21 protein-coding genes and 1 tRNA gene are annotated in these 23,530 nt (G+C 60.9%); 7 read left to right on the forward strand and 15 right to left on the reverse strand.

Going from position 1 to position 23,530, the window contains the following annotated elements; all coding sequences use genetic code 11:
* Positions 1-105 precede the first annotated feature (105 nt).
* Positions 106-1,290 (forward strand): delta-9 fatty acid desaturase DesA, encoded by a 1,185-nt coding sequence (gene desA, locus CRN80_RS07445; RefSeq protein ID WP_032894197.1) that lies wholly within the window; start codon positions 106-108, stop codon positions 1,288-1,290.
* A gap of 188 nt (positions 1,291-1,478) precedes the next feature.
* Complete coding sequence (locus CRN80_RS07450; RefSeq protein WP_032894198.1) at positions 1,479-2,480, forward strand: sensor domain-containing diguanylate cyclase; 1,002 nt, start codon at positions 1,479-1,481, stop codon at positions 2,478-2,480.
* A gap of 127 nt (positions 2,481-2,607) precedes the next feature.
* On the opposite strand, the gene CRN80_RS07460 is transcribed toward CRN80_RS07450, so the two are convergent.
* The 4 genes from CRN80_RS07460 to CRN80_RS07475 form a co-directional block, all read right to left on the reverse strand.
* Entirely contained in the window at positions 2,608-3,810 is a 1,203-nt protein-coding gene (locus tag CRN80_RS07460) for an HDOD domain-containing protein (protein WP_098949873.1), read from the reverse strand.
* A gap of 116 nt (positions 3,811-3,926) precedes the next feature.
* On the reverse strand, positions 3,927-5,204 hold the full coding sequence (gene gabT, locus CRN80_RS07465) for a 4-aminobutyrate--2-oxoglutarate transaminase (RefSeq protein ID WP_014716416.1): 1,278 nt from the start codon (positions 5,202-5,204) through the stop codon (positions 3,927-3,929).
* Positions 5,205-5,381: 177 nt separating this feature from the next.
* Positions 5,382-6,824, reverse strand: coding sequence for an NADP-dependent succinate-semialdehyde dehydrogenase (gene gabD / locus CRN80_RS07470; RefSeq protein ID WP_098949874.1), 1,443 nt, complete (start codon positions 6,822-6,824; stop codon positions 5,382-5,384).
* A 349-nt stretch (positions 6,825-7,173) separates the two neighbouring features.
* On the reverse strand, positions 7,174-7,434 hold the full coding sequence (locus CRN80_RS07475) for a hypothetical protein (RefSeq protein WP_138183502.1): 261 nt from the start codon (positions 7,432-7,434) through the stop codon (positions 7,174-7,176).
* A 195-nt stretch (positions 7,435-7,629) separates the two neighbouring features.
* Here CRN80_RS07475 and CRN80_RS07480 point away from each other — a divergent pair.
* A tRNA-Arg gene (locus tag CRN80_RS07480) sits at positions 7,630-7,706 on the forward strand.
* A gap of 192 nt (positions 7,707-7,898) precedes the next feature.
* On the opposite strand, the gene CRN80_RS07485 is transcribed toward CRN80_RS07480, so the two are convergent.
* On the reverse strand, positions 7,899-9,074 hold the full coding sequence (locus CRN80_RS07485) for a cell wall metabolism sensor histidine kinase WalK (protein ID WP_032894203.1): 1,176 nt from the start codon (positions 9,072-9,074) through the stop codon (positions 7,899-7,901).
* A 5-nt stretch (positions 9,075-9,079) separates the two neighbouring features.
* The gene (locus CRN80_RS07490; protein WP_003187519.1) at positions 9,080-9,769 is read right to left on the reverse strand and encodes a response regulator; all 690 of its coding nucleotides are present in this window, start codon (positions 9,767-9,769) and stop codon (positions 9,080-9,082) included.
* A gap of 219 nt (positions 9,770-9,988) precedes the next feature.
* On the opposite strand from CRN80_RS07490, the gene CRN80_RS07495 reads away from it, so the two are divergent.
* Both CRN80_RS07495 and CRN80_RS07500 read left to right on the forward strand, forming a co-directional pair.
* Positions 9,989-10,801, forward strand: coding sequence for a MipA/OmpV family protein (locus CRN80_RS07495; RefSeq protein ID WP_098952580.1), 813 nt, complete (start codon positions 9,989-9,991; stop codon positions 10,799-10,801).
* 113 nt (positions 10,802-10,914) lie between these two features.
* The gene (locus CRN80_RS07500) at positions 10,915-12,135 is read left to right on the forward strand and encodes an alginate lyase family protein (protein ID WP_032894204.1); all 1,221 of its coding nucleotides are present in this window, start codon (positions 10,915-10,917) and stop codon (positions 12,133-12,135) included.
* 252 nt (positions 12,136-12,387) lie between these two features.
* On the opposite strand, the gene CRN80_RS07505 is transcribed toward CRN80_RS07500, so the two are convergent.
* Complete coding sequence (locus CRN80_RS07505; protein ID WP_098949876.1) at positions 12,388-13,287, reverse strand: LysR family transcriptional regulator; 900 nt, start codon at positions 13,285-13,287, stop codon at positions 12,388-12,390.
* Positions 13,288-13,403: 116 nt separating this feature from the next.
* Here CRN80_RS07505 and CRN80_RS07510 point away from each other — a divergent pair, with 116 nt between their 5' ends.
* On the forward strand, positions 13,404-14,435 hold the full coding sequence (locus tag CRN80_RS07510) for an SDR family oxidoreductase (protein WP_098949877.1): 1,032 nt from the start codon (positions 13,404-13,406) through the stop codon (positions 14,433-14,435).
* Between the two features lie 36 nt (positions 14,436-14,471).
* Here CRN80_RS07510 and CRN80_RS07515 read toward each other — a convergent pair whose 3' ends face one another.
* The 4 genes from CRN80_RS07515 to CRN80_RS07530 all read right to left on the reverse strand — a co-directional run bounded on the left by CRN80_RS07515 (position 14,472) and on the right by CRN80_RS07530 (position 18,155).
* On the reverse strand, positions 14,472-15,095 hold the full coding sequence (locus tag CRN80_RS07515) for a LysE family translocator (protein ID WP_032894207.1): 624 nt from the start codon (positions 15,093-15,095) through the stop codon (positions 14,472-14,474).
* 140 nt (positions 15,096-15,235) lie between these two features.
* Entirely contained in the window at positions 15,236-15,778 is a 543-nt protein-coding gene (locus tag CRN80_RS07520; protein WP_098949878.1) for a hypothetical protein, read from the reverse strand.
* A complete protein-coding gene (locus CRN80_RS07525) occupies positions 15,775-16,347 on the reverse strand; it encodes an RNA polymerase sigma factor (RefSeq protein ID WP_098949879.1) in 573 nt (190 codons plus the stop codon). Before CRN80_RS07525 ends, CRN80_RS07520 begins: the two co-directional genes overlap by 4 nt.
* A 194-nt stretch (positions 16,348-16,541) precedes the next feature.
* Positions 16,542-18,155: a VWA domain-containing protein gene (locus tag CRN80_RS07530; RefSeq protein ID WP_098949880.1), complete on the reverse strand. Its 1,614-nt coding sequence runs from the start codon at positions 18,153-18,155 to the stop codon at positions 16,542-16,544.
* 493 nt (positions 18,156-18,648) lie between these two features.
* Here CRN80_RS07530 and CRN80_RS07535 point away from each other — a divergent pair, with 493 nt between their 5' ends.
* A complete protein-coding gene (locus CRN80_RS07535) occupies positions 18,649-20,586 on the forward strand; it encodes a M10 family metallopeptidase C-terminal domain-containing protein (protein WP_169918257.1) in 1,938 nt (645 codons plus the stop codon).
* Positions 20,587-20,609: 23 nt separating this feature from the next.
* Here CRN80_RS07535 and CRN80_RS07540 read toward each other — a convergent pair whose 3' ends face one another.
* The 4 genes from CRN80_RS07540 to CRN80_RS07555 form a co-directional block, all read right to left on the reverse strand.
* Positions 20,610-21,260 (reverse strand): DUF799 domain-containing protein, encoded by a 651-nt coding sequence (locus CRN80_RS07540; RefSeq protein WP_005783625.1) that lies wholly within the window; start codon positions 21,258-21,260, stop codon positions 20,610-20,612.
* Entirely contained in the window at positions 21,257-21,619 is a 363-nt protein-coding gene (locus CRN80_RS07545; protein WP_003187504.1) for a DUF4810 domain-containing protein, read from the reverse strand. Before CRN80_RS07545 ends, CRN80_RS07540 begins: the two co-directional genes overlap by 4 nt.
* A gap of 29 nt (positions 21,620-21,648) precedes the next feature.
* Complete coding sequence (locus CRN80_RS07550) at positions 21,649-22,329, reverse strand: CsgG/HfaB family protein (protein ID WP_054920387.1); 681 nt, start codon at positions 22,327-22,329, stop codon at positions 21,649-21,651.
* 439 nt (positions 22,330-22,768) lie between these two features.
* The gene (locus tag CRN80_RS07555) at positions 22,769-23,461 is read right to left on the reverse strand and encodes a hypothetical protein (RefSeq protein ID WP_098949882.1); all 693 of its coding nucleotides are present in this window, start codon (positions 23,459-23,461) and stop codon (positions 22,769-22,771) included.
* Between the last annotated feature and the right edge of the window lie 69 nt (positions 23,462-23,530).

Consider the following 23,530-nt stretch of genomic DNA (forward strand, 5'->3'; position numbering starts at 1 on the left):
AGGAAACACTTTGTAAGTCTTATATGAAACGGTGACTGGTTTTATCTGCAAAGGAAGTGATAATGCGGGTGCTGTTTTTCACTTTATCTGAGGGCCATACAGCCTATGTGGTACAACGGTTTTCTTGATCTGTCCGCCTGGCAACTGGTGGCAGTCACGCTGTTGATGACCCACGTGACCATCATTGGGGTCACTGTCTATCTGCACCGTTATTCGGCCCATCGCTCGCTTGAGCTCAATGCCGGCCTTAAACACTTCTTCCGCTTCTGGCTGTGGCTGACCACGGCGCAGAACACCCGCGAGTGGACCGCCATCCACCGCAAGCACCACGCCAAGTGCGAAACCGTCGATGACCCGCACAGCCCGGTGATCAAGGGCTTGTCCACCGTGCTGCGCAAAGGTGCCGAGTTGTACCGCGCCGAGGCGGAAAACCCCGAGACCCTGCGCATCTACGGCAAGAACTGCCCGGACGACTGGATCGAACGCAAGCTTTACACGCGCTACCCGCTGTTGGGCGTGGCGCTCATGGGCGTGATTGACCTGCTGCTGTTCGGCACCATCGGCATCACCATCTGGGCGATCCAGATGATGTGGATCCCGTTCTGGGCCGCCGGCGTGATCAATGGCCTGGGGCATGCCGTGGGCTATCGCAACTTCGAATGCCGTGACGCCGCCACCAACCTGGTGCCGTGGGGCATCATCGTCGGCGGCGAAGAGCTGCACAACAACCACCACACCTACCCCAACTCAGCGAAGCTGTCGGTGAAGAAGTGGGAGTTCGACCTGGGTTGGGCCTGGATCAAAGTGTTCAGCTTCCTGCGCCTGGCCAAGGTGCAGCGGGTGGCGCCCATCGCCCACCGCGTCGAAGGCAAGGGCAGCCTGGACATGGACACCGCCATGGCGATCCTCAACAACCGCTTCCAGATCATGGCCCAATACCGCAAGTTGGTGATTGGCCCGCTGGTCAAGCAGGAGCTGGAGAAGGTCGATCATTCGGTACGCCACCAGTTCCACCGCGCCAAGCGCCTGCTGTCGCGGGAAACCAGCTTGCTGGAAGACCGCCACCACCTGCGCATCCAGAGCATGCTGGAACATAGCCATGCCCTGACCGTGATCTACGAAAAGCGCCTGGCGCTGCAGCAGATCTGGCTCAAGACCAGTTCCAACGGCCACGATATGCTGGCCGCGATCAAGGAATGGGTGCATGAAGCCGAGGCCAGCGGCATCCAATCCCTGCGCGATTTTGCCCACCAGTTGAAGACTTACTCGTTGCGTCCTACAGCGGCGTAAGGGCGCCGTGGGAGGGCTCGCCCTCCCACGCACTGGCTTTTTGGCGCCATTTTCCGGGCACCGTCAATCCACGCCGTTCACGGAACTTCACCGCAATTCCCCTCTCTCAAAGAACACTTCGCCATCATGGTGACCCCTTGTAGTGACCGCTTTTGCACCCTGCGGCGCGCCCAGAGAGAGTTGTACCGATGGTTCACGAAAAGCCCAGCCTGCCCGATGTGCCCACCGCAGAGCCGCCGCGCCCGGCCGCGGCGGCGACCCTGTTGGCGCTTATGCATGCTCAAGGTGAAGTCGAGCGGCTGAGTGAGCGCGAGCAACTGCTCAGCTCCCTGCTGGTCAGCGTGAACGCCGTGCTCTGGGCCATCGACTGGGAAACACGCCGCGTGCTGTATGTGAGCCCGGCCTACGAACGCCTGTTTGGCCGCTCCGCCGGCCTGCTGCTGGCCGACCACCGTGAATGGCGCAACAGCGTCCACCCCGAAGACCTCGACTACGCCGAGCACAGCCTGGCCCGGGTGCTGGAACAGGGTGCCGTGGAGGACCGCGAGTACCGCATCATCACCGCTGACGGGCAGATCCGCTGGTTGAGTGACAAGTGCTACATCAACCAGCAGGTGGTGCCCGGTGAAGCGCTGATCGTGGTGGGCATCGCCGAAGACATCACCGAAAAGAAGCAACTTGAGCTGGAACTGCATCGCCTCGCCACCACCGACGTACTGACCCAAAGCAGCAACCGCCGACACTTCTTCGAACTCGCCAACCAGGCGTTCGACAATGCCTGCGCGCAAGGCACGCCGCTGGCGTTCCTGTTGCTGGACATCGATGATTTCAAAGACATCAACGACACCTACGGCCACCTGGAAGGCGACCAGGTGCTGCGGCGCATCGCGGAGAGCGGTCGCGGAGTATTGCGCCGTGGCGACCTGTTCGGGCGCGTTGGTGGCGAAGAGTTTGCTGCTGTGCTGCCGGGTTGCCCACCGGAGATGGCCCTGCAGGTGGCCGAACGGTTGGGCAAGGAGATTCAGGCGTTGGTGTTCAGCTATGAGGGGCATGAATTCAATGTGACCGTCAGCCAGGGCCTGGCCGGCCTGCGCGAAGATGACTCCACCCTCGACAGCCTGTTTGCCCGGGCGGATGCGGCGATGTACGAGGCCAAGCGCCAGGGCAAGAACCGCGTTATCGCCGGTTAACACACCCTTTTGTAGGAGCGAGCTTGCTCGCGAAAAACTCACAGGCGCCGCGTTTATTCAGGAAGCCTGCGTTATCGTTGACGTTTTTCGCGAGCAAGCTCGCTCCTACAGGTGTTCGGTGGGTGTTTCAGGTTTTGCGTACTCGGGTGAGTTCCGGCAGGCCTACCTTGAGCAGCCGTGCGGTCTTGCTGCCGGCCAGTTCTTCGAGCCCTTCGTGCTCGGTCAGCCGCGCCATTTGCACCGCTAGGTTCACCACCAGGGCTTCGCGCGAATACACCCCGCCTTCCAGTGAATAGATCCCCGCGATCAACTGCCGCAACTCCAGCGGCAAGCGCCAACGCGTGCGCAATGCCGAACCGTAGGCGGCGCCAAAGGCGTCGAGGGATTCGCCGATGGTTTGGTCATCCAGGGCGCCGCCGCCCTGGCGCCAGTCTTCCAGGCAGCGCAACAAGGCCAGGTCGCCCAAGCGGTGCAGGATGCAGGCGCTGTAGCAGCGCTGGTGATCGAGCTCCAGCATGCGCGCCAGGCGCCGGGCGTAGTCGGCGCTGTCCTGGGACAGTTGCCAGTGCCGCTCGGCGTAGGCCACCAGCCCAGGGTCACCCAACACCACGTTGTGCTTGAGCGCCAGGCCGAGGATGAGGTTCATGCTCTGGCCGGGCACCAATTTATGCAGGGCTTCTGGCAGGGTCTGCACCGGCGTGCCGTGGTAGCCGGCGCTGTTGGCAGCGGCGATCAGCACGGCGGTGATTTGCGGGTCGCTGTGTACCTGGTCTTCCAACTGCTTGAGGTCCAGGCCTTCGGGCCCCAGGCTGCGTTGCACGGCGGCTTTCACATCCACGCGCAGCGGCGCGCCATCGCAGACCTCGCGACGTCGCTCCAGGAAGGCGGGCAAGGTCATGCCCGGCGCCAGCGGTGGGATCTCGCAGTACACGCTTTCGCCTTCGTTGAGCAGCAGGTCTTGCAAGCGCTGGGTCAGGCTTTCCATGTTCAGTGGGCGGGTGAGGTAAGCGGTGGGTGCCAGGGGCAAGGCTTCGCGCACGCTGGCGCTGTCATTGCGACTGCTCAGCAAGATAAACGGCAGCGAACGGCGCTTCTGGCGCACGCTGCGCAGCAGGCTCAGGCCATCCACGCCCGGCAGCTCCCAATCGGCCAGGATCAGGTCATAGGTTTTTTCGCCCAACAGCGTGGCGGCGTGTTGCCCATCGGCGCACACATCCAGCCGCGCGTCACAGCGCACATTCAACAGCACTTGCTTGAGCAGGTCCCGCGACCAAGGGTCTGCTTCGGCGATTAACACTCGGGGTACAGCGGGTAAATCAACAGCAGTCATCCAGCACGCTCCATCGGCAATGCTTGCACCTTAGACAATGCGGCTGCGTGCGTACATCAAGCAGGCACAAAAAAACCGCCGAAGCGGTTTTTTTGTTTTTCGTAGGAACGGGCGTGTCAGAGTTCGGAGAAGCACTCTTCGATGATCGCCAGGCCCTTGTCCAACTGCTCGTCCGGCGAGGTCAGCGGCACCAGTACGCGCAATACGTTGCCGTAGGTACCGCAGGACAGCAGGATCAGGCCCTTGTCACGTGCCTTGGCCACCACGGAAGCAACAGCGGCAGCGTTTGGCTTATGGGTGTCGCCGTCTTCGAACAGCTCGACCGCGATCATCGCGCCCAAGGCACGCACTTCGCCGATCACCGGGTACTTGGCCTGGATGGCCTTGAGGCCGGTCACCAGGCGCTCGCCCACGGCCTTGCAGCGGTCCAGCAGGTGCTCTTCTTCGAACACTTCCATCACCGCCAGGGCCGCAGCGCAGGCGATCGGGCTACCGGCATAGGTGCCGCCCAGGCCGCCTGGGGCGATGGCGTCCATGTATTCGGCCTTGCCGCATACACCGGCCAGCGGGAAGCCGCCCGCGATGGATTTGGCGAAGGTGGTCAGGTCGGCGGCAACGCCCATCTGTTCCATGGCGAAGAAGGTACCGGTACGGCCAGCACCGGTTTGCACTTCGTCGGCGATCAGCAGGATGCCGTGCTTGTCGCACAGTTCGCGCAGGCGCTTCATGAAGGCTTTCGGCGCGACGTAGAAACCGCCCTCGCCCTGCACCGGCTCGATGATGATGGCGGCGATATCACGCGGCTCGGCATCGTTTTTGAAGATACGCTCGATGCTGGCGATGGAGTCGTCGACGCTCACACCGTGCAGTTCGTTGGGGTACAGCGCACGGAACACGCCGCCTGGCATCAGGCCCATGCCGGCCGAGTAAGGCACCACCTTACCGGTGAGGCCCAGGGTCATCATGGTACGGCCGTGGTAAGCACCGGTGAAGGCGATTACACCGGCACGGCCCGTGGCGGCGCGGGCGATCTTCACGGCGTTTTCTACCGCTTCAGAACCGGTGGTGACCAGCAGGGTTTTCTTGGCGAAATCACCCGGCACCTTGGCGGCGACTTTTTCGCACACTTCTACGTAGGGCTCGTAGGCCAATACCTGGAAGCAGGTGTGGGTCAGCTTGTTGAGTTGCTCGGTCACGGCCGCGATGATTTTGGGGTGCACGTGGCCGGTGTTCAGCACAGCGATACCGCCGGCGAAGTCGATGAACTCGCGACCTTCAACGTCGGTCACGGTGGCGTTCTTCGCGGAGTCGGCGAAGATCGGGTGAATCTGGCCGACACCGCGCGGTACAGCGGCTTCGCGGCGTTTCATCAGGGATGCGTTGGTCTTGCTCATAAAGTCCTCATTCGCCGCTCATCGGGCGGCGTGGCTCAAGGATAGGTGGCGGGGAGGCAACTACGGCAGCATGCGATGATCGACTGCCACAGCTTTCCCGGCCACTGCGAATAACCATGTAAAACACGCAAAGGGGCAGCGCTCTCGTGCCCTCTGCGTTTACTGCAATCCCGTGCCTTAGATGCCCAGGCAGAGGTATTTGATTTCCAGGTAGTCCTCGATCCCGTACTTGGAGCCTTCACGGCCCAGGCCCGAGGCCTTGATGCCGCCGAACGGCGCCACTTCGTTGGAGATCAACCCGGTGTTGACGCCGACCATACCGTATTCCAGGGCCTCGGCCACACGGAACACACGGCCCAGGTCGCGGGCATAGAAGTAGGAGGCCAGGCCGAACTCGGTGTCGTTGGACATGGCGATCACTTCGGCTTCGTCTTTGAAGCGGAACAGTGGCGCCAGCGGGCCGAAGGTTTCTTCCTTGGCGACGGCGGCGTTTTTCGGCACGTCGACCAGGATGGTCGGTTCGAAGAAGTTGCCTTCCATCACCTTGCCACCGGCCAACAGCTTGGCACCTTTGCTCAGGGCATCAGCGATATGTTCCTGCACCTTGGCCACGGCTTTTTCGTCGATCAGCGGGCCGGTGGTGGTGCCGTCTTCCAGGCCGTTACCGATCTTCAGTTTGGTCACTGCCACCTTGAGCTTTTCAGCGAAGGCGTCGTACACCGAATCCTGAATGTACAGGCGGTTGGCGCAGACGCAGGTCTGGCCGTTGTTGCGGTACTTGGAGATGATCGCGCCTTCGACGGCCTTATCCAGGTCGGCGTCGTCGAACACGATGAACGGCGCGTTACCGCCCAGCTCAAGGGAAACTTTCTTGATGTCCTTGGCGCATTCGGCCATCAGCTGGCGACCAATTTCGGTCGAGCCGGTGAAGGACAATTTACGCACGATGGGGTTGCTGGTCAGCTCGCCGCCGATGTCGCCAGCGCTGCCGGTGACTACGCTGAGCACGCCTTTGGGGATACCGGCGCGGTGCGCCAGCTCAACCAGGGCCAGGGCCGAGAACGGGGTTTGCGAGGCGGGCTTGATCACCATGGTGCAACCAGCGGCCAAGGCCGGGCCGGCTTTGCGGGTGATCATCGCGGCGGGGAAGTTCCACGGGGTGATGGCTGCGGTCACGCCGATAGGCTGCTTGATCACGATCAGGCGCTTGTCGGGCTGGTGGCCGGGGATCACGTCGCCATAGATGCGCTTGGCTTCTTCGGCGAACCACTCAATAAAGGAGGCAGCGTAGACGATTTCGCCCTTGGCTTCGGCCAGCGGCTTGCCTTGTTCGAGGGTCATCAGGCGGCCGAGGTCGTCCTGGTTTTCGATCAGCAGCTCATACCAGCGGCGCAGCTTGTTGGCGCGCTCCTTGGCGGTGAGTGCGCGCCAGGCTGGCAGGGCCTTGTCGGCGGCTTCGATGGCGCGGCGGGTTTCCGCGGCGCCCATCTTCGGCACGGTGCCGAGAATTTCGCCCGTGGCTGGGTTGTTGACCTTGATGGTTTGACCATTGTCCGCCTCGACCCAAGCGCCATCGATAAAGGCTTGCTGGCGGAACAACTGGGTGTCTTTAAGCTGCATGTCGGCTTTCCTTAACAGCACCGCGCGCACGCGGAGCGAATTAGAGTTGTTGAAAGGCGCCTTGTGGGCGATGTCTTTGTAGGAGCGAGCTTGCTGGCGAAAAATTCAAAGGCGCCGCGTAAAACCAGAAACGCGGCGTCATCGTTAACGATTTTCGCGAGCAAGCTCGCTCCTACATGGCATCAGCCTGGGGCTGCCGTCAGGGAAATCAGTCCAGCACGCCAGGATAGGTGAAAGGCGCACGGGAGACAGAGCGTTTGAAATCTCAAACGAATCCTAGGATCAATGGGGGTACAGGGCAATAGTCTGTTCGAAAAAAAGAACGATTATGGCGCATCTGGTTCATCTTTCAGATCAAACGCATACACGGCAACAGCCCCGGTACTGCCGATAATCTGCTCGCGGCCATCCGGCCCTCCACCACCAGCGCAATGAACGCGAGGGTGTCATCCTTGAAATACAACAGCTCACGATCATCCAGCGTGCGCTCCACCATATGGGTGGCCACGTAGCGTAAGAGATGCTCCGGCATACCTCGAAACAAATCGGAGCGAGCCAGCAGGGTTTGTCTGAGCGGGAGATCGAGCATCACGGTTCCTTTGGAGTGCATGCGTTCACCTGAGGAATTGCGGTGTGGAAGCGGTGTAAAGCCACAAGAGCAAAGCAAACAAAGGGACGTGCGGCGCGGGGAGTTGTGAATGAGGGTGGCAATTAGCCATTTTTTGTCGGAAATGGACGACAAGGGGCGGGGGAAATGCCGGAATGGACGCATCAGGTCGACATGGGTATGATGGCGCCCGCACAAGCATCCGTAGCTCAGCTGGATAGAGTACTGCCCTCCGAAGGCAGGGGTCGTGGGTTCGAATCCCGCCGGGTGCACCAGATTTGGAATGAAAAAGCCTCAGGTCGGGAGATCTGGGGCTTTTTTGTGCGTTTGGTGGGTGGTGAGAGAGTGTTGAGTCGCGTCGGGATAGTAGAGGTGAAAAAAATCCCGGTTTCCCAAGCAGTTTTCCAGCTCTACGATCATTACGATTTCACCGCCTTGAGCGCCGGTCTCAAGCAACGAAGAAACGCCTACACAGGAACCTCCGCCCTGATCAGCGTACCGCCTTCGACCAGATTGCGGGCAGTAATGGTACCGCCATGGGCCTGGCAGATCGCACGGGCGATGGACAAGCCTAGCCCGCTCCCCCCCGAGTAACGTGCCCTGGAGCGCTCTGCACGCCAGAAGCGGTCGAACACGCTGTCCAGATGCTGGGCTTCGATACCTGGCCCTCGGTCACCGACTTCAATCACTACCGAACCGTGAACCCGGCGCGCCGTTATATTCAACTCGCCTCCCCCGGCCGCATAACGCAGCAAGTTATCGACCAGAATGTTGATCACCTGGCCCAGGCGATCACGATCGGCGTGCATACGAAGCCCATCAGCAATACTGACCTGCGTCAGCACGCAAGCCTCATCCAACTGCGGCTGGAACCACGCCAACCGCTCCGCCACCAGAGCCGCCAGAGAAAACTCGCTGCACTCCAGCACCAGCCGACCAGCACGAGCCATCGACAACAGGTGCAAGTCATCCACCAGTTTTCTGAGTTGATCGAGCTGACGCTTGACCATGCCCAACTGCATGGCATCGCTGGGGAATACCTCATCGAGCATACCCTGCACGCGCCCCATGGCGGCGTTCAAGGGTGTGCGCAGTTCGTGGGCAATGACCGCGCTGGATTCACGCACATCGCGCTCATAGCGCTCCAGTTGCGTGGTCATGCTGTTGAAGTCGCTGACCAGCCGTTGCAGCTCGTCGGGCGCGTCGCGGTGCACCGGCAGGCGCGTCAGGAAATCACCGCCGGCGACTCGCCGGGCGCCCTGGGCAATCGCCGAGAACTGGCTGGACAAGGGCCGCGAAAACCACAGGCCGAAGCCAATGATGATAGGGATCGCGGCCAGCACCAGGCCGATCAGTATCAGCCAGTCGCGATTGGCGATAGCCGGCTGGAAATAGTCCAGCGGATAGTACTGGGCAACCACTTGACGCAAGCGTGCCTCATTGAGCTCTGGCTCCGCGCGCAACGCCAGCAGCTCCTCACGCGGCCCCGGCGGCAGATGCTGCACAAAATACCAGTCCGACAGTGTGACGTTGATCCACATGCACACCGAGATCACCACCACCGCGCCGATCGCCAGCAAGCTCATGCGCAGGCCGATCCAGCGCCACATGGGTTTGTCGTTGACCCGCGGTTGCTCAAGCATGTGCGTTACCTGAATCGATAGCCAATGGAGCGCACCGTGACCAGAACACCGGTGATGCCGTGGTTTTCCAGCTTGCGGCGCAGGTTGTGCACGTGGGTGTCGACGACGCGGGCCAGGGCTTCGCTTTCCGGCAGGCAGATTTCCAGCAACTCATCACGGGTGAAGGCCTTGGACGGCGTCTTGAGCAACGTCACCAGCAGCTTGAATTCCGTTGGGGTCAGGTCCAGCCATTGCGGTGGTGCTTCGCCCTGCTCAATGGCTGCGGTAAACGCAACAAGATCCACCCGCAGGTTTTCATGGCGCAGCAGGTGTTCCACCGGTTGGTTGCCGGTGGTGCGCCGCAACACCGCGTGCACACGCGCCACCACTTCGCGCGGGCTGTAAGGCTTGACCACATAGTCGTCCGCGCCATAACGCAAGGCACCGAGCTTTTCCGGTTCGTCGCCCATGGCCGTGACCATGATGACCGGCGTGTCACTGCTACGGCGAACGGCGGATAACACCTCGGTGCCGCTCAAGCGCGGCAGCATCACGTCGAGCAGGATCAGGTCGGGCTGCCAGCTTTTGTACAGGTCCAGACCGCGCTGGCCGTCTTCGGCCAGGGCCACCTCATAGCCATCCCGGAGCAAGTAGGCTTCGAGAATGTTGGCGCTGTCGGCGTCGTCTTCGACGATGAGGATACGTTTTCCTGACACAAAGAAGCCTCTTGATGAAACCTTGATAATTTACGCACCGTTTATTGAAAGTGCGCTGCCAGTATTGCCCTACGCCCGCTTTCGCGAGCCGATCCTATGTCGATCACCGCCTCGCTGTCCAAGCCTATCAACGTGCCTGAACAGCTCGATCCGAGGGCGGCACGGTATCGCGCGTTGGCAGGCGCACTGCTGTCTTCTTTACGCTCAAAGGGCTTGACCATGAACTTCACCACTCCCCCTACCCGCAACATCCTGTTGGGCGCCGCCACGCTGCTGTGCTGCACACTCGTGCCCCAGGCTCAGGCGGCCGACGCTAGCCCGGCAGCCGATGAAACCACTGTTACCCTGGGCCTTGGCATGGGTGTCACACCTCGCTACATGGGTGCTAACCGCTACCGTCCGCTCGTACTGCCGATGCTCAGCATCCAGCACGGAGCGTTGTTCGCCGACACCACTCGCGGCGTGGGCCTGCAATTTCAATCCGACAGTGGCTTCGGCGCCAGCGCGGCGATCAATTACGACATGGGCCGCAAGGAGAAGGACAGCACTACCGGCGCGGGCGGCGACGAGCTCAGAGGTATGGGCGATATCAACGGCGCAACCGTCGCCGACTTTACCCTCAGCCAACAACTGCTTGACTGGCTGTCGGTCAACGGCGAAGCCGAACTGCGCATGGCCGGCGAGCACCGAGGCAACCGTTACCGCTTTGGCCTGGAAGGCATACTGTTGCACACAAGCCGCGACACCCTGAGCCTGGCCATCGACGCCCATGCCGGCGATAGCCGCTACAACCAGACGTTCTTCGGCGTCACCCAGGCTCAGAGCCAACGCTCGATCTACAGCAAGTACACCGCCGACGCCGGGATCTATGCCTACTCCGCTGCCTTGAACTGGCAGCACACCTTCGACGCGCACTGGTCAACGCTGGCCAGCCTGACGCTGACTCAATACGCTGACCAGGCCAGCGACAGCCCGCTGGTAAGGCGCGAAACCGCTGGCTTGGGCCTGTTTGCAATCAACTACACGTTTTGACAACAAGCCCCGGGTATGCAGGCTTCATCTGGACTATCCCTGGGGCAGATTCCGGTCCTGTGCGAATGGCTTTTCAGACCGCGCAAGGTTCTCCCCATCAGGGCGTACACACGATGATCCGTTTGAAGTACCTGTCCAAAAGAGCCGTGCTGCTCTATGCGCTATTGATGAGTATCGGCAGTCAAGCCTCCCCCACCCTGCATACCGAAGCGTTCGTGCATCCTGGCCTGCTCCAGACCCGGGAGGACTTCACGCGGATACGCGAGAAGCTGGCCAACTATAACCAGCCGTGGCTGGCCGGCTGGCAGAAGCTGATCGCCAATCCCCATGCCTCATTAGCCTGGCAGCCCAACCCGATGCCGGTGGTGTACCCCACTTCAGGCGGCCCGAATAACGACAGTGTTCTGTTCAACGACGCAGCCGCCGCGTATGCACTGGCCCTGCGCTGGCAGATCTCCAACAACCCGGCGTATGCCGACAAGGCCGTGAGTATTTTGAACCAGTGGGCCTTGACCCTCACCGCGATCAAAGACAAGCCCGGCAGAGCTTTGGTGGCAGGCTTGTACGGCTACCAACTGGCCAACGCGGCCGAACTGCTGCGCAGCTACCCAAAGTGGCGGGCGGAAGATTTCCAGCGTTTTCAAGGCATGATGCTCACTGTGTTCTACCCCATCAATCATGACTTCCTGGTGAACCACGACGGCGCCCGGCCTGATCATCATGGGGCCAGCTGGGACCTAGCCAACATGAACTCGATGCTGGCCATCGGCGTACTGACCGACCGCCGCGATCTCTACAACGAGGCCGTCGACTACTTCAAGCACGGCACCGGTAACGGCGCCATCGCCCACGCGGTGTGGAAGCTCTACGGCGATGGCCTCGGTCAAGTCCAGGAAAGCGGACGTGATCAGTCACACGCCATGCTCGACATAGCCCTGCTCGGCAGTTTCTGCCAAATGGCCTGGAACCAGGGCAACGACCTGTTCGGCTACCAGAACAATCGCGTGCTGCAGGGCGCCGAGTATGTGGCCAAGTACAACCTTGGCCAGGAGGTGCCGTTTACCCCCATCCCCAACAGCAGCTTCAAACAGACCGTCATCTCGGCCGATCATCGCGGCGAAACCCGTCCGATATGGGAACTGCTCTACAACCACTACGCCGTGCGAAAGGGCCTCAGCGCACCGAATGTGCAGGCCATGGCAAATAACGTCCAAGTGGAAGGTGGTGGCGGGGATTATGGTGCTGACAGGGTTGGCTACGTCCAGCTGGGGTATGGGACGTTGCTGTATTCGTTGGGGGAATACGGTTTGTCGCAGATGCAGCTGATGCCGTAGAGGTATATCACCGAAGCTGCGCTGCGCATTACAAATGCGTCCTTTCTACCTGTCAAATTCGGGGAATGGCAAGAACGCATTGGTGTGTTGGAAATGTCAAAGGACGCCAGCACCATCGCCGCAGAAGTGTAGAGCCAGACATGAATGAAACACCCGAGGTCTTAAGACCCGGGGCTTTTTTGTGAGCCACTTGCACGCGCAACTCGATGTTGCTACGAGTGGCTAAGCGCCTACATCCCGATGGGTTGAGGATTACGAAGGCCTTGATGAATTCCCGGAATGCTGCTTTTCCAGGCTTGAGATTTCACCGCGCAACACCCCCTCCAACACCCCAAAAAACCCCTGAATATGCCCCTGCTTCAACGCCTGCGGCCGCGTAACCAAATAAACCTCCATCGGCGGCAGTTCTATCTCCTGGAAAACCTCATTCAACCCCGTCGCCAGAATTCGCGGCAACACCGCCACGCCCATCCCTCGCTTCACCGATTCAAGCTGCACGGCAAACGAGCTCACGCTGATGGGCGCATGGTCGAGCCCCGCAGCTTTCGCGGCGCGCATTTGCGGTAGCAGGTCCAGCGGCGGCAGCAAGGCAATACTGGCGGCAGTGGCGGGAGTTAGCGCAGGAAAACGTTGCAGGTATTCGGCGGTAGCAAAGACCCCGTAGTCCAGTTTGCCGAGCCCTCGGTAGATCAAAGAGGGTTCGCCCAGGTGTACGGTGCGTATGGCTATATCGGCTACGCCTCGTACGATTTTGTGGAAGTCGGTGGTGACCTGCAGTTCTACGGAGCAGCCTGGGTGCTGCGCTGTGAAGCGGCTGGCGGCTTCGAGCACGCTGGCAGAGAAGCCTTCGCCGGCGCTCACCAGCACGGTGCCGCTGAGAATTGCTGGCGCGCCGTCGACGGGGGCCTGGCGTCGCAGGCCGGATTCGGCTGCCAGGGCGACGTCTACCAGGGCTTGGCCTCGGGAGGTGAGCCGGCAGCCTTCTACGCCGCGTTCCACCAGTGGTTCGCCCAGGGCAGTTTCCAGTTGGGTGAGGCGGCGGGAGACGGTAGACGCCGCGATACCGAGTAATTGGCCTGCCTGTAAAAAGCTGCCGCGCCGTGAGACTGCCAGCAGCAGTCGAAGATCGTCCCAATTTGCCTGCAATGCCATATCTCCGCGCTTCCCTGGTGTGCAGATGTGCAAAGCCATTATGCCGCAGGCGCTGTTTTTACGGCGTGGGCTCGCGGGTATATCTACTGGCCTTCTCAACAAATGGAATGGCCTGTATGAACACGAACCCCAATCGCTTGCGCAGCACCTTTGTGACCGGTGCCACCGGTTTGCTGGGCAACAACCTGGTACGGGAGCTGGTCGCACGGGGTTATGCGGTGAAGGCGCTGGTGCGCTCGGCGGCCAAGGGCGCTCAGCAGTTCGGCGATGTGCCGGGTGTGGAACAGGTGGTGGGGGACATGGCGGATGTGGATGCCTTCGCGGCAGCGTTGCAAGGCTGCGATACGGTGTTTCACTGCGCGGCGTTTTTTCGGGATAACTACAAGGGCGGCAGCCATTGGGAGGAATTGGAGAAGATCAATGTCGTCGGTACGCGGGCCCTGCTGCAACAGGCGTATGACGCCGGTGTGCGACGGTTTGTGCATACCTCGTCGATTGCCGTGCTCGACGGTGCCCCCGGTACGCCGATCGACGAGACGTGCCTGCGGGCCGAAGCCGATGCGGATGACTACTACCGCAGCAAGATCCTGGCTGAGCGGGAGGTGTTGAGGTTTCTTGAAAGCCATCCGCAGATGCACGCCTGCATGGTCTTGCCCGGTTGGATGTGGGGGCCGGGTGACCGTGGGCCGACGTCTTCGGGGCAGTTGGTGAGGGACGTTATCAACGGCAAGTTGCCGGGGCTGATTCCGGGCACCTTTTCTCTGGTCGATGCCCGCGATGTGGCCTGGGCGCACATTGCTGCCGCCCAAAGCGGGCGACGGGGCGAGCGTTATCTCGCGGCCGGTCGCAACTTGACCATGCGCCAGCTGATGCCGGTGCTGGGGCGTATTGCTGGGGTCAAGGTGCCCTCGCGCCAACTGCCGCTGCCCGCGCTGTACCTGTTGGCAGCGGTGCAAGAGGCCTACGCGTACCTGAGTGGAAAGCCTATCTTGCTGAGCCTGGCGACGTTGCGGCTGTTGATACGCGAGGAGCACCGTACCCGCTTTGACCACCGTAAAAGTGAAGAGGAACTGGGGCTGAGTTTTCGCGGGTTGGAGCAGACCCTCACGGACACGGTGGCCTGGTACCGGGCTCACGGCGAGGCTTGAAACGCATCCTTAAGCCATATATTTCATAGCCCAACCTCATCGACTGGCGATCAGCACAGGAATGGCGTTGTTCAGTGAGAACGCCACCAGAAATACGGCCAGCCCGACGTCGATCTGCCGGGTGTACTTGAGGAACAGCGCCTTGACCGGACCTTGGCCGAACAGCAGCGCCACCACTGAATACCAGATGACTTCCAGGGTCGAGCACAGCATCACCACCAGCACTTTGTCGATCTCCGAGCGCGGCACCGAGAGAAAGCCGGCATAGATACTGATCATGAAAGCGATGGTTTTCATGTTGCTGATATTGGTGATCACCCCCACGCGGTAGGCCTTGGCGAAGCTGGTCGTGCCCGGTGCGGTGCTTTCGGCCGTGCCGGTGTTCTTGGCCAGCACGCTTTTGATGATGCTGTACGCGATGTACAGCAGGTACGCCGAACCGCATAACGTGGCGACTTTGGAAAACGCCGGGTACTGGTGCAACAAAGCCGCCAGGCCCAGCAACGAAATCGTCGAGAAAAACACCCCGACCGTGCAGATGCCCAGGGTCGCGCCGATGCCGGTCGACACCGAGCCCAGCGAGGCGAAGCGGCTGACAATGATGAAGTTGGGGCCCGGGCTTATCACCGCCAGGATGTAGATCAATGCTGCTGTAAACATGGGAACTCCTTGTATGGGGCAGCAGCTCTCCAGGCAAACTAGCAGTAATTACACACCCCGCTACTGACTATAAATTCATATGCTTATGACCCGTTGCCGCCAAGCCGGCGATGGTATCGCGCGATACCATCGCCACGGGGTCAGCGCGGCGGCAAGGTTTTAAGGCGTTCTTCCAGGTTTTGCCCAGGGAAGCGCTTTTGCAACTCGGCAAGTTTGGTCGTCGCTGCGGCCTCATCCCCTGCCGCGCGCAGGCGCGCTACTTCCTGCAAGCCAAGTTCTAGGGGTTGCGGTGCAGCGCGCTTGGCCAGCTTGCCTTGGGGCAAGGCATCGCTGCTCATTTCGGCACTGTAGGACTCGGCACGGGGCGGCGCGCTCATCGGCGCAGGCGCGGAGAACGCGGCCGGGGCAGCGAGACGTGTGTTGTGTACCGGGTCCAACTCGGGGGTGCGCGTGATCACGCCCACCAGCAACGCCACACCGGCCAGGCTGGCAAATGCCATTTGCCAGCGCGGTTGCTGGCATGCACGCAGCCAGCGCTGCCACAGGTTGGGCGCGGGCTTGGGCGCTTCGCGGCGGGCGGCGTTAAGGATAAAGGCGTCGAGGGACGCGGGCGGTTCGCCCGTGCTGTGTTGACGAAAGTGCTGGAGCATCTCGTCGTCTGGGGTGTGTCGGGAGTCGTTCATGCGAGTATCTCCTCGGCCAGCAGGCGGCGCAGTTTCTGCTGGGCGTAACGCAGGCGGCTTTTTACGGTTTCCAGCGGGGCGCCAGTGAGGGTGGCGATTTGCGGTACTTCGAGCTCGCCGTGCAGGCGCAGCAGGAAGACTTCGCGCTGGTCTTCGGGCAGGTCTTGCAGGGCCGCGTCGAGGCGGGCCTGGTCGCGGCTCAGGCTCAGCTGTTGTTCGGGGCCGTCGCTGTCGTCGGCCTGGGCGTGCAGTTGTTCATCGTAGCTGTCATGCAGGGGGTTGTGGATGCCGTGCTTGCGCCAGTGGTCGATCAGGCGGTTGCGGGCGATCTGGAACAACCAGGTACGAAAACTCGCCCGGCCTTGTGGCTGGGTGGTGCTGCGGATGAGGCTGAGCCAGGTGTCCTGGTAGATTTCTTCGGCCAGTTCGGCTTTGTTGCACAGGGACACGAGGAAGCGGTACAGGCCCTGGCGATGGCGCGCGTACAAGGCTTCGAAGGCGGCAGCGTCACCGGTTCGGTAGCGGGCCAGCAGCGATTCGTCGCTGGGTGAGTCATCTGGAACGTCCATATCGTGGGCGAACTCCTTTTGGTCAGCCGAAACAGGATTACTGTAGGAGCGAGCTTGCTCGCGAAGAACGTCAACGATAACGCGTGCTTGCTGGATAAACGCGGTGCGTGTGAGTTTTTCGCGAGCAAGCTCGCTCCTACAAAAAGCTTTAGCAGCAAGCCCCCTCCCACATTTGATCTCGGTTGTGAGCGAGATCAGGGTTTGAGGCTTTGGGCCAACTCCACCAGTTGCACGAATTCGTTGCGCAGCCCGAAGGGGTCATCGCCGCGGGCCGAGCGCGCCAGTTTGGCGGTGTCTTGCAAACTCATGGTGCCAGTGTAGCGGCCATCGCCCTTGAGCTGTTGGGCGAAGGCGGCGACGGCAGACGAGAAGCGCAGGTCGTCGCTGGCCGGGGTAGCCTGATTGGCGATGGGGCGTTCGATCAACTGGCTGTTACCGCCCGCAGCGGGCTTATAGCGCACCCGTAACATCGCCAGCTCATCGGATTTGCCTTCGGTCGCAGGCGCCGCGGCATATCGCAGAGGCTCCAACCAGCCCTTCTCGCCCTTGGGCACGATTTCATACAGCGCGGTCATCGTGTGCCCTGCGCCAATCTCGCCGGCATCGACCTTGTCGTTGTTGAAATCCTCACGCTTCAGGGCGCGGTTTTCATAGCCCAGCAGGCGGTATTCGCTGACCTGGGCCGGGTTGAATTCCACCTGCAGTTTCACATCCCGCGCCACTACGGCCAGGGTGGAACTGAGTTGCTCCACCAGCACTTTACGCGCTTCGCGCAGGTTGTCGATGTAGGCGTAGTTGCCATCGCCCGCGTCGGCCAGTTGTTCCATCAAGTGTTCGTTGTAGTTGTCCACACCAAAGCCGAGGGTAGTCAGGGATACGCCGCTTTTGCGCTGGACCACGGCCATTTGCTTGAGGCTGTCGAAGTCGCTGATGCCCACGTTGAAGTCGCCGTCGGTGGCCAGCAGGATGCGGTTGATGCCGTTGCCGATAAAGCCTTCGCGGGCCATCTGGTAGGCCAGTTCGATGCCGGACGCGCCCGCCGTGGAGCCGCCGGCGGTGAGTTGGTCGATGGCGTTGCGGATCTTGGCTTTGTCATGCCCGGAGGTGGGCTTGAGCACCACGCGGGATTCACCGGCGTAGACCACCAGTGACACGCGGTCCTGATCACGCAGTTGATCCACCAATAGTTTCAGCGTGCTTTTGACCAGCGGCAAGCCTTCGCGACGGTCCATGGAGCCGGACACGTCCACCAGGAACACCAGGTTGGCAGGCGCCAGTTCGGCCACGGTTTTATCGGAGGCCTTGATGCCGATGCGCAGCAGTTTGGTGCGCGGGTTCCATGGTGTGGCGGCCACTTCGGTAGTGACGCCAAAGGGTAAGCCGTCGGTGGGCAGGGCGTAGTGGTAGGGGAAGTAGTTGACCATTTCCTCCAATCGCACCGCGCCTTCGGGCGGCAGGCGGCCTTGGTTGAGGAAACGCCGTACGTTGGCGTAGCTGCCCGTGTCGACATCCACGCTGAAGGTGGAGACCGGGGTTTCGGCGACGCGGTGCACGGGGTTGTCGGGCAGGTTGGCGTATTGCTCGCGGGGTTCGCTGCGCTCAGCCAGGGTTGCCATCTCCCGCACCATCATCGGTGCAGGCATCGCACTACGTTTGACCAGAGCGCCCTGGGCCGGCGCACTTTGTAACTCAGCGACGGGCTTGCCGACCTCGGGGGAGGACGGCAATCCACAACCGCCGAGCGCCACCAGCAGCGTTATGGCAAAAGATTGGGCAGCAGGACGCAGCAAGAGCAGCGGGCGGGACATGGGCTGAACCTCGGGAATGAATGATCCGTTCAACAGCTCAGACGTAACGCCACACCCGTACGGGTTAAACACGGTTACTTCTGCCTCCGGTCGCTGCGTCACACTTAGAGACACAACCGGCTGAACCCGTTTTCACCACTAACCACATATCGAGGGTTCGCCTCCCTATCAGGACAATCTGTTTCTTGAGTGCTTTGGAGGCTTTTAAATCAGGGAAAACGCGATGAACTCTGTAAGGCACAACCCCACAAACCGCTATGAGCCTCTCGTCGAACGGCCCAGCTATGCAGGGGCCGCTTCAGACAAGCCGTCCTACACCACTGAGCAAGCGGCAGAGCAAATCACCCGAACCGGCTATCGTTGGAAAGAGCGAAACCAGGACAGCACCACACCTATCGGCTATCGCTTTTTCACACCCTCCCAAGGCACTTACAACACACCCAGCGGCGCTAGTGAGTTCTCCCACTCTCAAAAAGAACAGGCCAGGCGCGCCATGCAGTCTTGGGCAGATGTCGCCAATGTGTCCTTCACCGAAAATGCGCCCGATCTCAAAGGGCAAATTTTACTGGGCAATGACCCGCAGACCGGCCTGGCAGGGTATGCGTCTTATCCGGGCATTTATAGCGACGGCACACAAGCCTGGTTCGCCTCAGGCGGCAACAATCGCCCCTTCACTCACGGTAGTTTCAGCCGGTCTCTGCTAGTCCATGAGATCGGCCATACCCTGGGGCTCATGCATCCTGGCAAATACAACAACGGCGGCAGCTACGCTGAAAATGCCAGCTACGCCGAGGACAATCGCGCCTACAGCCTAATGAGTTACTGGTGGGCCGGCCACCTGGGCCATGACCACAACAAGAGCGGCCAAACCCACTATGCCAGCGCGCCGCTGATGGACGACATTACGGCCATCCAAAAGCTCTACGGTGCCAATTACAAAACCCGCGACACCGACACGGTCTACGGCTTCAACTCCAATACCGGGCGTGACTTCCTCAGCCTCAACTCAGCGGACGACGCGCCCGTGTTCAGCGTGTGGGATGGGGGCGGCAACGACACCCTGGATTTCTCGCAGTTTCATCAGGACCAGACCATCAACTTGAAGGCTGAACACTTCTCCGATGTCGGTGGCATGAAAGGCAACGTCTCCATTGCCAAAGGCGTGACCCTGGAAAATGCCATCGGCGGCACGGGCGCAGATCGACTTATCGGTAACCACGCTGATAACCGCCTGACCGGTGGCCTGGGCCAGGACACCCTTACCGGTGGGCTGGGCAAGGATACGTTTGTGTATAACAACGCCAGCGAGTCGACCCAACAGCACCCCGACCTGATCACCGATTTCACCAGTGGGCAGGACAAGATCGATGTGTCCAACGCGCTGCAGGCCGCCGGTATCAAGGACCTGCAGTTTGTGCGCCGTTTCAGCGGCCGGCCGGGCGAGGCGTTGCTCGGTTATGACCCGAACACGCGCCAGCACAGCCTGGCCATTGACCTGAACGGCTCGGGCCAAGCCGACCTGTATATCAAGAGCCAAGGGCCAATCAAGCCAGACGACGTGATCAGCCGAGCCTCCCAACCGAACCGTATGCCAACCCCACCCGCCCGGGTTACGCCTGAACCGCCAACCCCGCGGCCGCCGTCGCCAGCGGATGTGGCACCGTACAAGCCCCACACCACGCCAACATCCGCGCCGCAACAGGCACCGTTCTCCTTGCAGAACTACGCCAACGCATCCCTTAAGGGCACGCCGATGCATACCGCCGCCAGGGCCGTGGGCACGATTCGCGAAGTGAGCATTACACGTGACTCATGGGGCTACGAACGCGTGCATACCCGTTCGTTGGGCACCGGCTCGCTGATCAACGATGGCAACAGCGTGCTGACCAACCAACATGTGCGCGACGCGCTGGCCAAAGGCAGCAAGCTCGAGCTTTGGCTGGGGTATGAGCAAGACAGTACTGGCCGGATGAAGGTAGAGCGCAAAGTGCCGCTGGACCCCAACCCGCTCAGTGGCGACGCACGGTTGGACTACGCCGAGCTGCGTGTCGACTTGCCCGCCGGCGAGAAAAAAGCCTTGGCCGAGCAGTTCCGGCCACTCAAGTTGGCCTCCGGCCCCCAAGCATCGCCTGGGCAGAAAGTCTTTATGCCCAACCATGGGCAAGAGGCCCTCGGCATTTCATTTCTGAATGCCGAGGGCCAACCCACCACTCTCAAGAGATACGACCAGGACAGCGGTTATCAGGGCACGGTCTACCACGATGCCTTCAAGAAACCCGGCACTTCCGGTTCACCGCTGATCAGCGTCGACACCGGCGAAATCGTTGCCTTGCACAACGGCTCCATCGGCACCCACGTGAACGGGCAACGCGACTCCATGGGCACGGCCACCCGCATCGACTTGATCCAACAGCACCGTCGTCAGAGGTGACGCGGTTTACCGGTTGCCGCTGATCAGTCCGTGCCGTATTTCGGGTTACGCGGGCCGTACAAGATGCCGGTGCGTTGCCCCGCCGACAGCAACCGTGCACTGGTGATACCGGCAATCGGGTGCGCCGCATCGGTAGAGCTGTTAATCACCTGCTTGACCGCCGCCGTGATCAGCATGCCCACCAGGCCGCCGCCGTTGTTGTTGCCCTCCTCGCTCGACGCGCGCGCCGAACCGGTCCACAAGGTGGTGCCGGTGCGCAGGTCCACCAGTTTGGCCGAGGCCGTCACCGAGGTGTCGCTGGAGATCAGCATGTACTGGGTGCCGTACTCGCTGATGGTGATGTACAGCGCCGCGTCCGCGCCAAAGATGTCATGCAGCTTGGCCGGTTGTACGGCCTGGATATCGTTGGCGGTGGTGAGGCCGTTCTGGCGGAAGGTTTCGTCCACCAGGGCAATCGGCAACACGTAGTAGCCGGCTTCGGCCAGCGGGTAGGTGACTTGCGACACCAGGCTGTAGGACGCCTGCACTTCCGGCGATTCATTGATCGGCGGCAGTACCAGGATCGACTTGGGCCGCGCCTGTTTGTACGCCGAATAATCAACCGTCTTGGGTGCGGCGCAACCGCCGAGCAACGCCAGGGCCAGCAAGGCGCCGGTGAGTTTTAACAGGCTCATTTGGTGGCGACTCCGGCTTTGGCGTTTTTCAACAGAAAGTCCATGTACGCAGCAGACTCAGGGAACAGCGCCTTCTCGGTGCGAAACTCCTGCACCATCTGGTCATCCTTGCCCATGTTCATGTACAGCATGCCCAGGTGCGCGTGGTAACCCGGCGGCGCCTTGCGGCCACTGGCGTTGATCTTCTGCAGATCGCGCTCCAGTGCTTCCACCTGCGCTTCCTTGGGCTCGCCCTTGAAGTACTCGTAAACCTGCGGCTGGTAGCTCTCCCATTGATACAGGGGCTGGGGCGCCGTCTGGCACCCGGCTACCGTTGCGACTGCTGCCAACGTCAGCGCCAATTTCACTGCCTTGCTCATCCGTGTACTGCTCCTTGTGGTATGGCTGATCAGTTACGCGGGTTCCAGGCGCCGGCATTGATGCCGTCGACCAGGCGGTTGATCGCTTCGCGCATGGCCAGGTCCAGCACCTTGCCATTGAGGGTGGAGTCATAGCTGGCGGTGCCGCCGAAGCCGATCACTTCACGGTTGGACAGCGCGTACTCACCGGCGCCCTGGGTGGAATACACCACTTCAGAGGTGTTGATGTTGACGATATTCAACGCGACTTTGGCGTAGGCCACTTGGGTCTTGCCACGGCCGAGAATGCCGAACAGCTGGCGGTCGCCGGTTTCTTTGCGGCCGAACTCGGTCACATCGCCAGTCACCACATAGTCAGCGCCCTTGAGCTTCTGCACGGTGCCTTTGATTTTGGCTTCCTGGGAGATTTCGCCCATGTTGTCGCGGTCCAGCACGCTGAAGCGGTTGGTCTGCTGCAAGTGGGTGATGAGGATGGTCTTGGCCTGGCCGCCGAGACGGTCAACGCCATCGGAGAAGATGCCGCGCATGTAGCTGGAGCGGTTATCGAACTTACCCACGGCAATCGGCACACGCACGCCGGAATAGGCCAGGTGGGCGCTGGCGACTTGCTCCACCGGCATCGCGCGGTTGCTCTCGGTGGCGCAACCGGCCACGGTCAACAGCGCCGCGGCGGTGAGGCCCGACAGCAGGATTTTGGACAGTGTCTTCACAGGGTGCTCCTTGGGTGAGGAAATCAGCGTTGCTGGGTTTTCCAAGGAGAAAGGCAGCCTGAAAACGCGCTGGCCTGGATTCTTCCCTGAAAGACGGTGATGCAACGGCTGCGGCATTTTACGGGGTTGAGAGCGGTTCTCAAGTTGTTTCGGCCATAGGTGGGAGGCTTACCCTCCTGCCGACCGCAATACTCAAAGCAACAAAGATCAAATGTGGTAGCTGGCTTGCCTGCGAAAGCGCCAGTACAGCAACCGACACACGGCCTTCATAAGCACACGTCTACTGTAGGAGCGAGCTTGCTCGCGAAAAACGTCAACGATAACGCGTGCTTTCTGAATGAACGCGGCGCCTGTAGGTTTTTCGCGAGCAAGCTCGCTCCTACAAAAAAATCCTTAACTGACTGGCATTACACCAACAGCCGCCAGCCTTCGCACAGCCCTACTTGAGCTCCTTCACCAGGTACTGCGCAGAAATCTGCGTAATCCCGGTCAACGCCCGGCGCAAGGCTTCAGGGTCAGTGCGATAGGTCAACGGGGTGTAGCCATAGACATTCTGACCATTGAACGGCGTAACCGCTTCAAAGGTGCGCCAGATCATCTCATCGCCGCGATCCATCTGCGCTAACACGTTAAGGGTCGGATAAATCACACTGCTGAAACCCTGGGTCAGGCGAAAACCCCACTCAGACACGGTCAGCTGAATCTGCGCATCAGCCGGCTCATCGTCGCCGACCACCTTGAGCGTCGAAGTCTTACCCAACTCATCGACAAAGCCCTGCTTGAGCAACACGCCAACATCGAGTTTTTCCGCCTCCATCACCGTCAGAATAGCCACCGGCGTCGGCATCTCGGCCAACTGCCCAAGCTTCATGCCGCCGGCAAACCCGGCGCCACTCAACGCCGCAGTACCCAGCTTGGACGCCCCGCTAGCCATGCCAACACCCGCGCCAACCCCGGCACCCAGGGCCGCGCCCCAGGCCTGTTCGCGGCCGAAGTACACCATGTTCTTTTCCCACTTCACGGGCAGGACTTTGACGGTCTTGATCTGCGCGCGGTTTTCGGGAGTGAGGGGGTGGCTGACGCAGCCGCCGAGGATGAGGGTGGTGAAGAGAATGAGGAGGAGGTTTTTCACATCAGTCCTTTAATGTTTGCAGTGAATACGAGAAGCCGGCAGGGCCTGGACCCTGCCGACACACTGGCT

It is taken from the genome of Pseudomonas sp. FDAARGOS_380, from assembly GCF_002591235.1.
GTDB lineage: Bacteria > Pseudomonadota > Gammaproteobacteria > Pseudomonadales > Pseudomonadaceae > Aquipseudomonas > Aquipseudomonas salmasensis.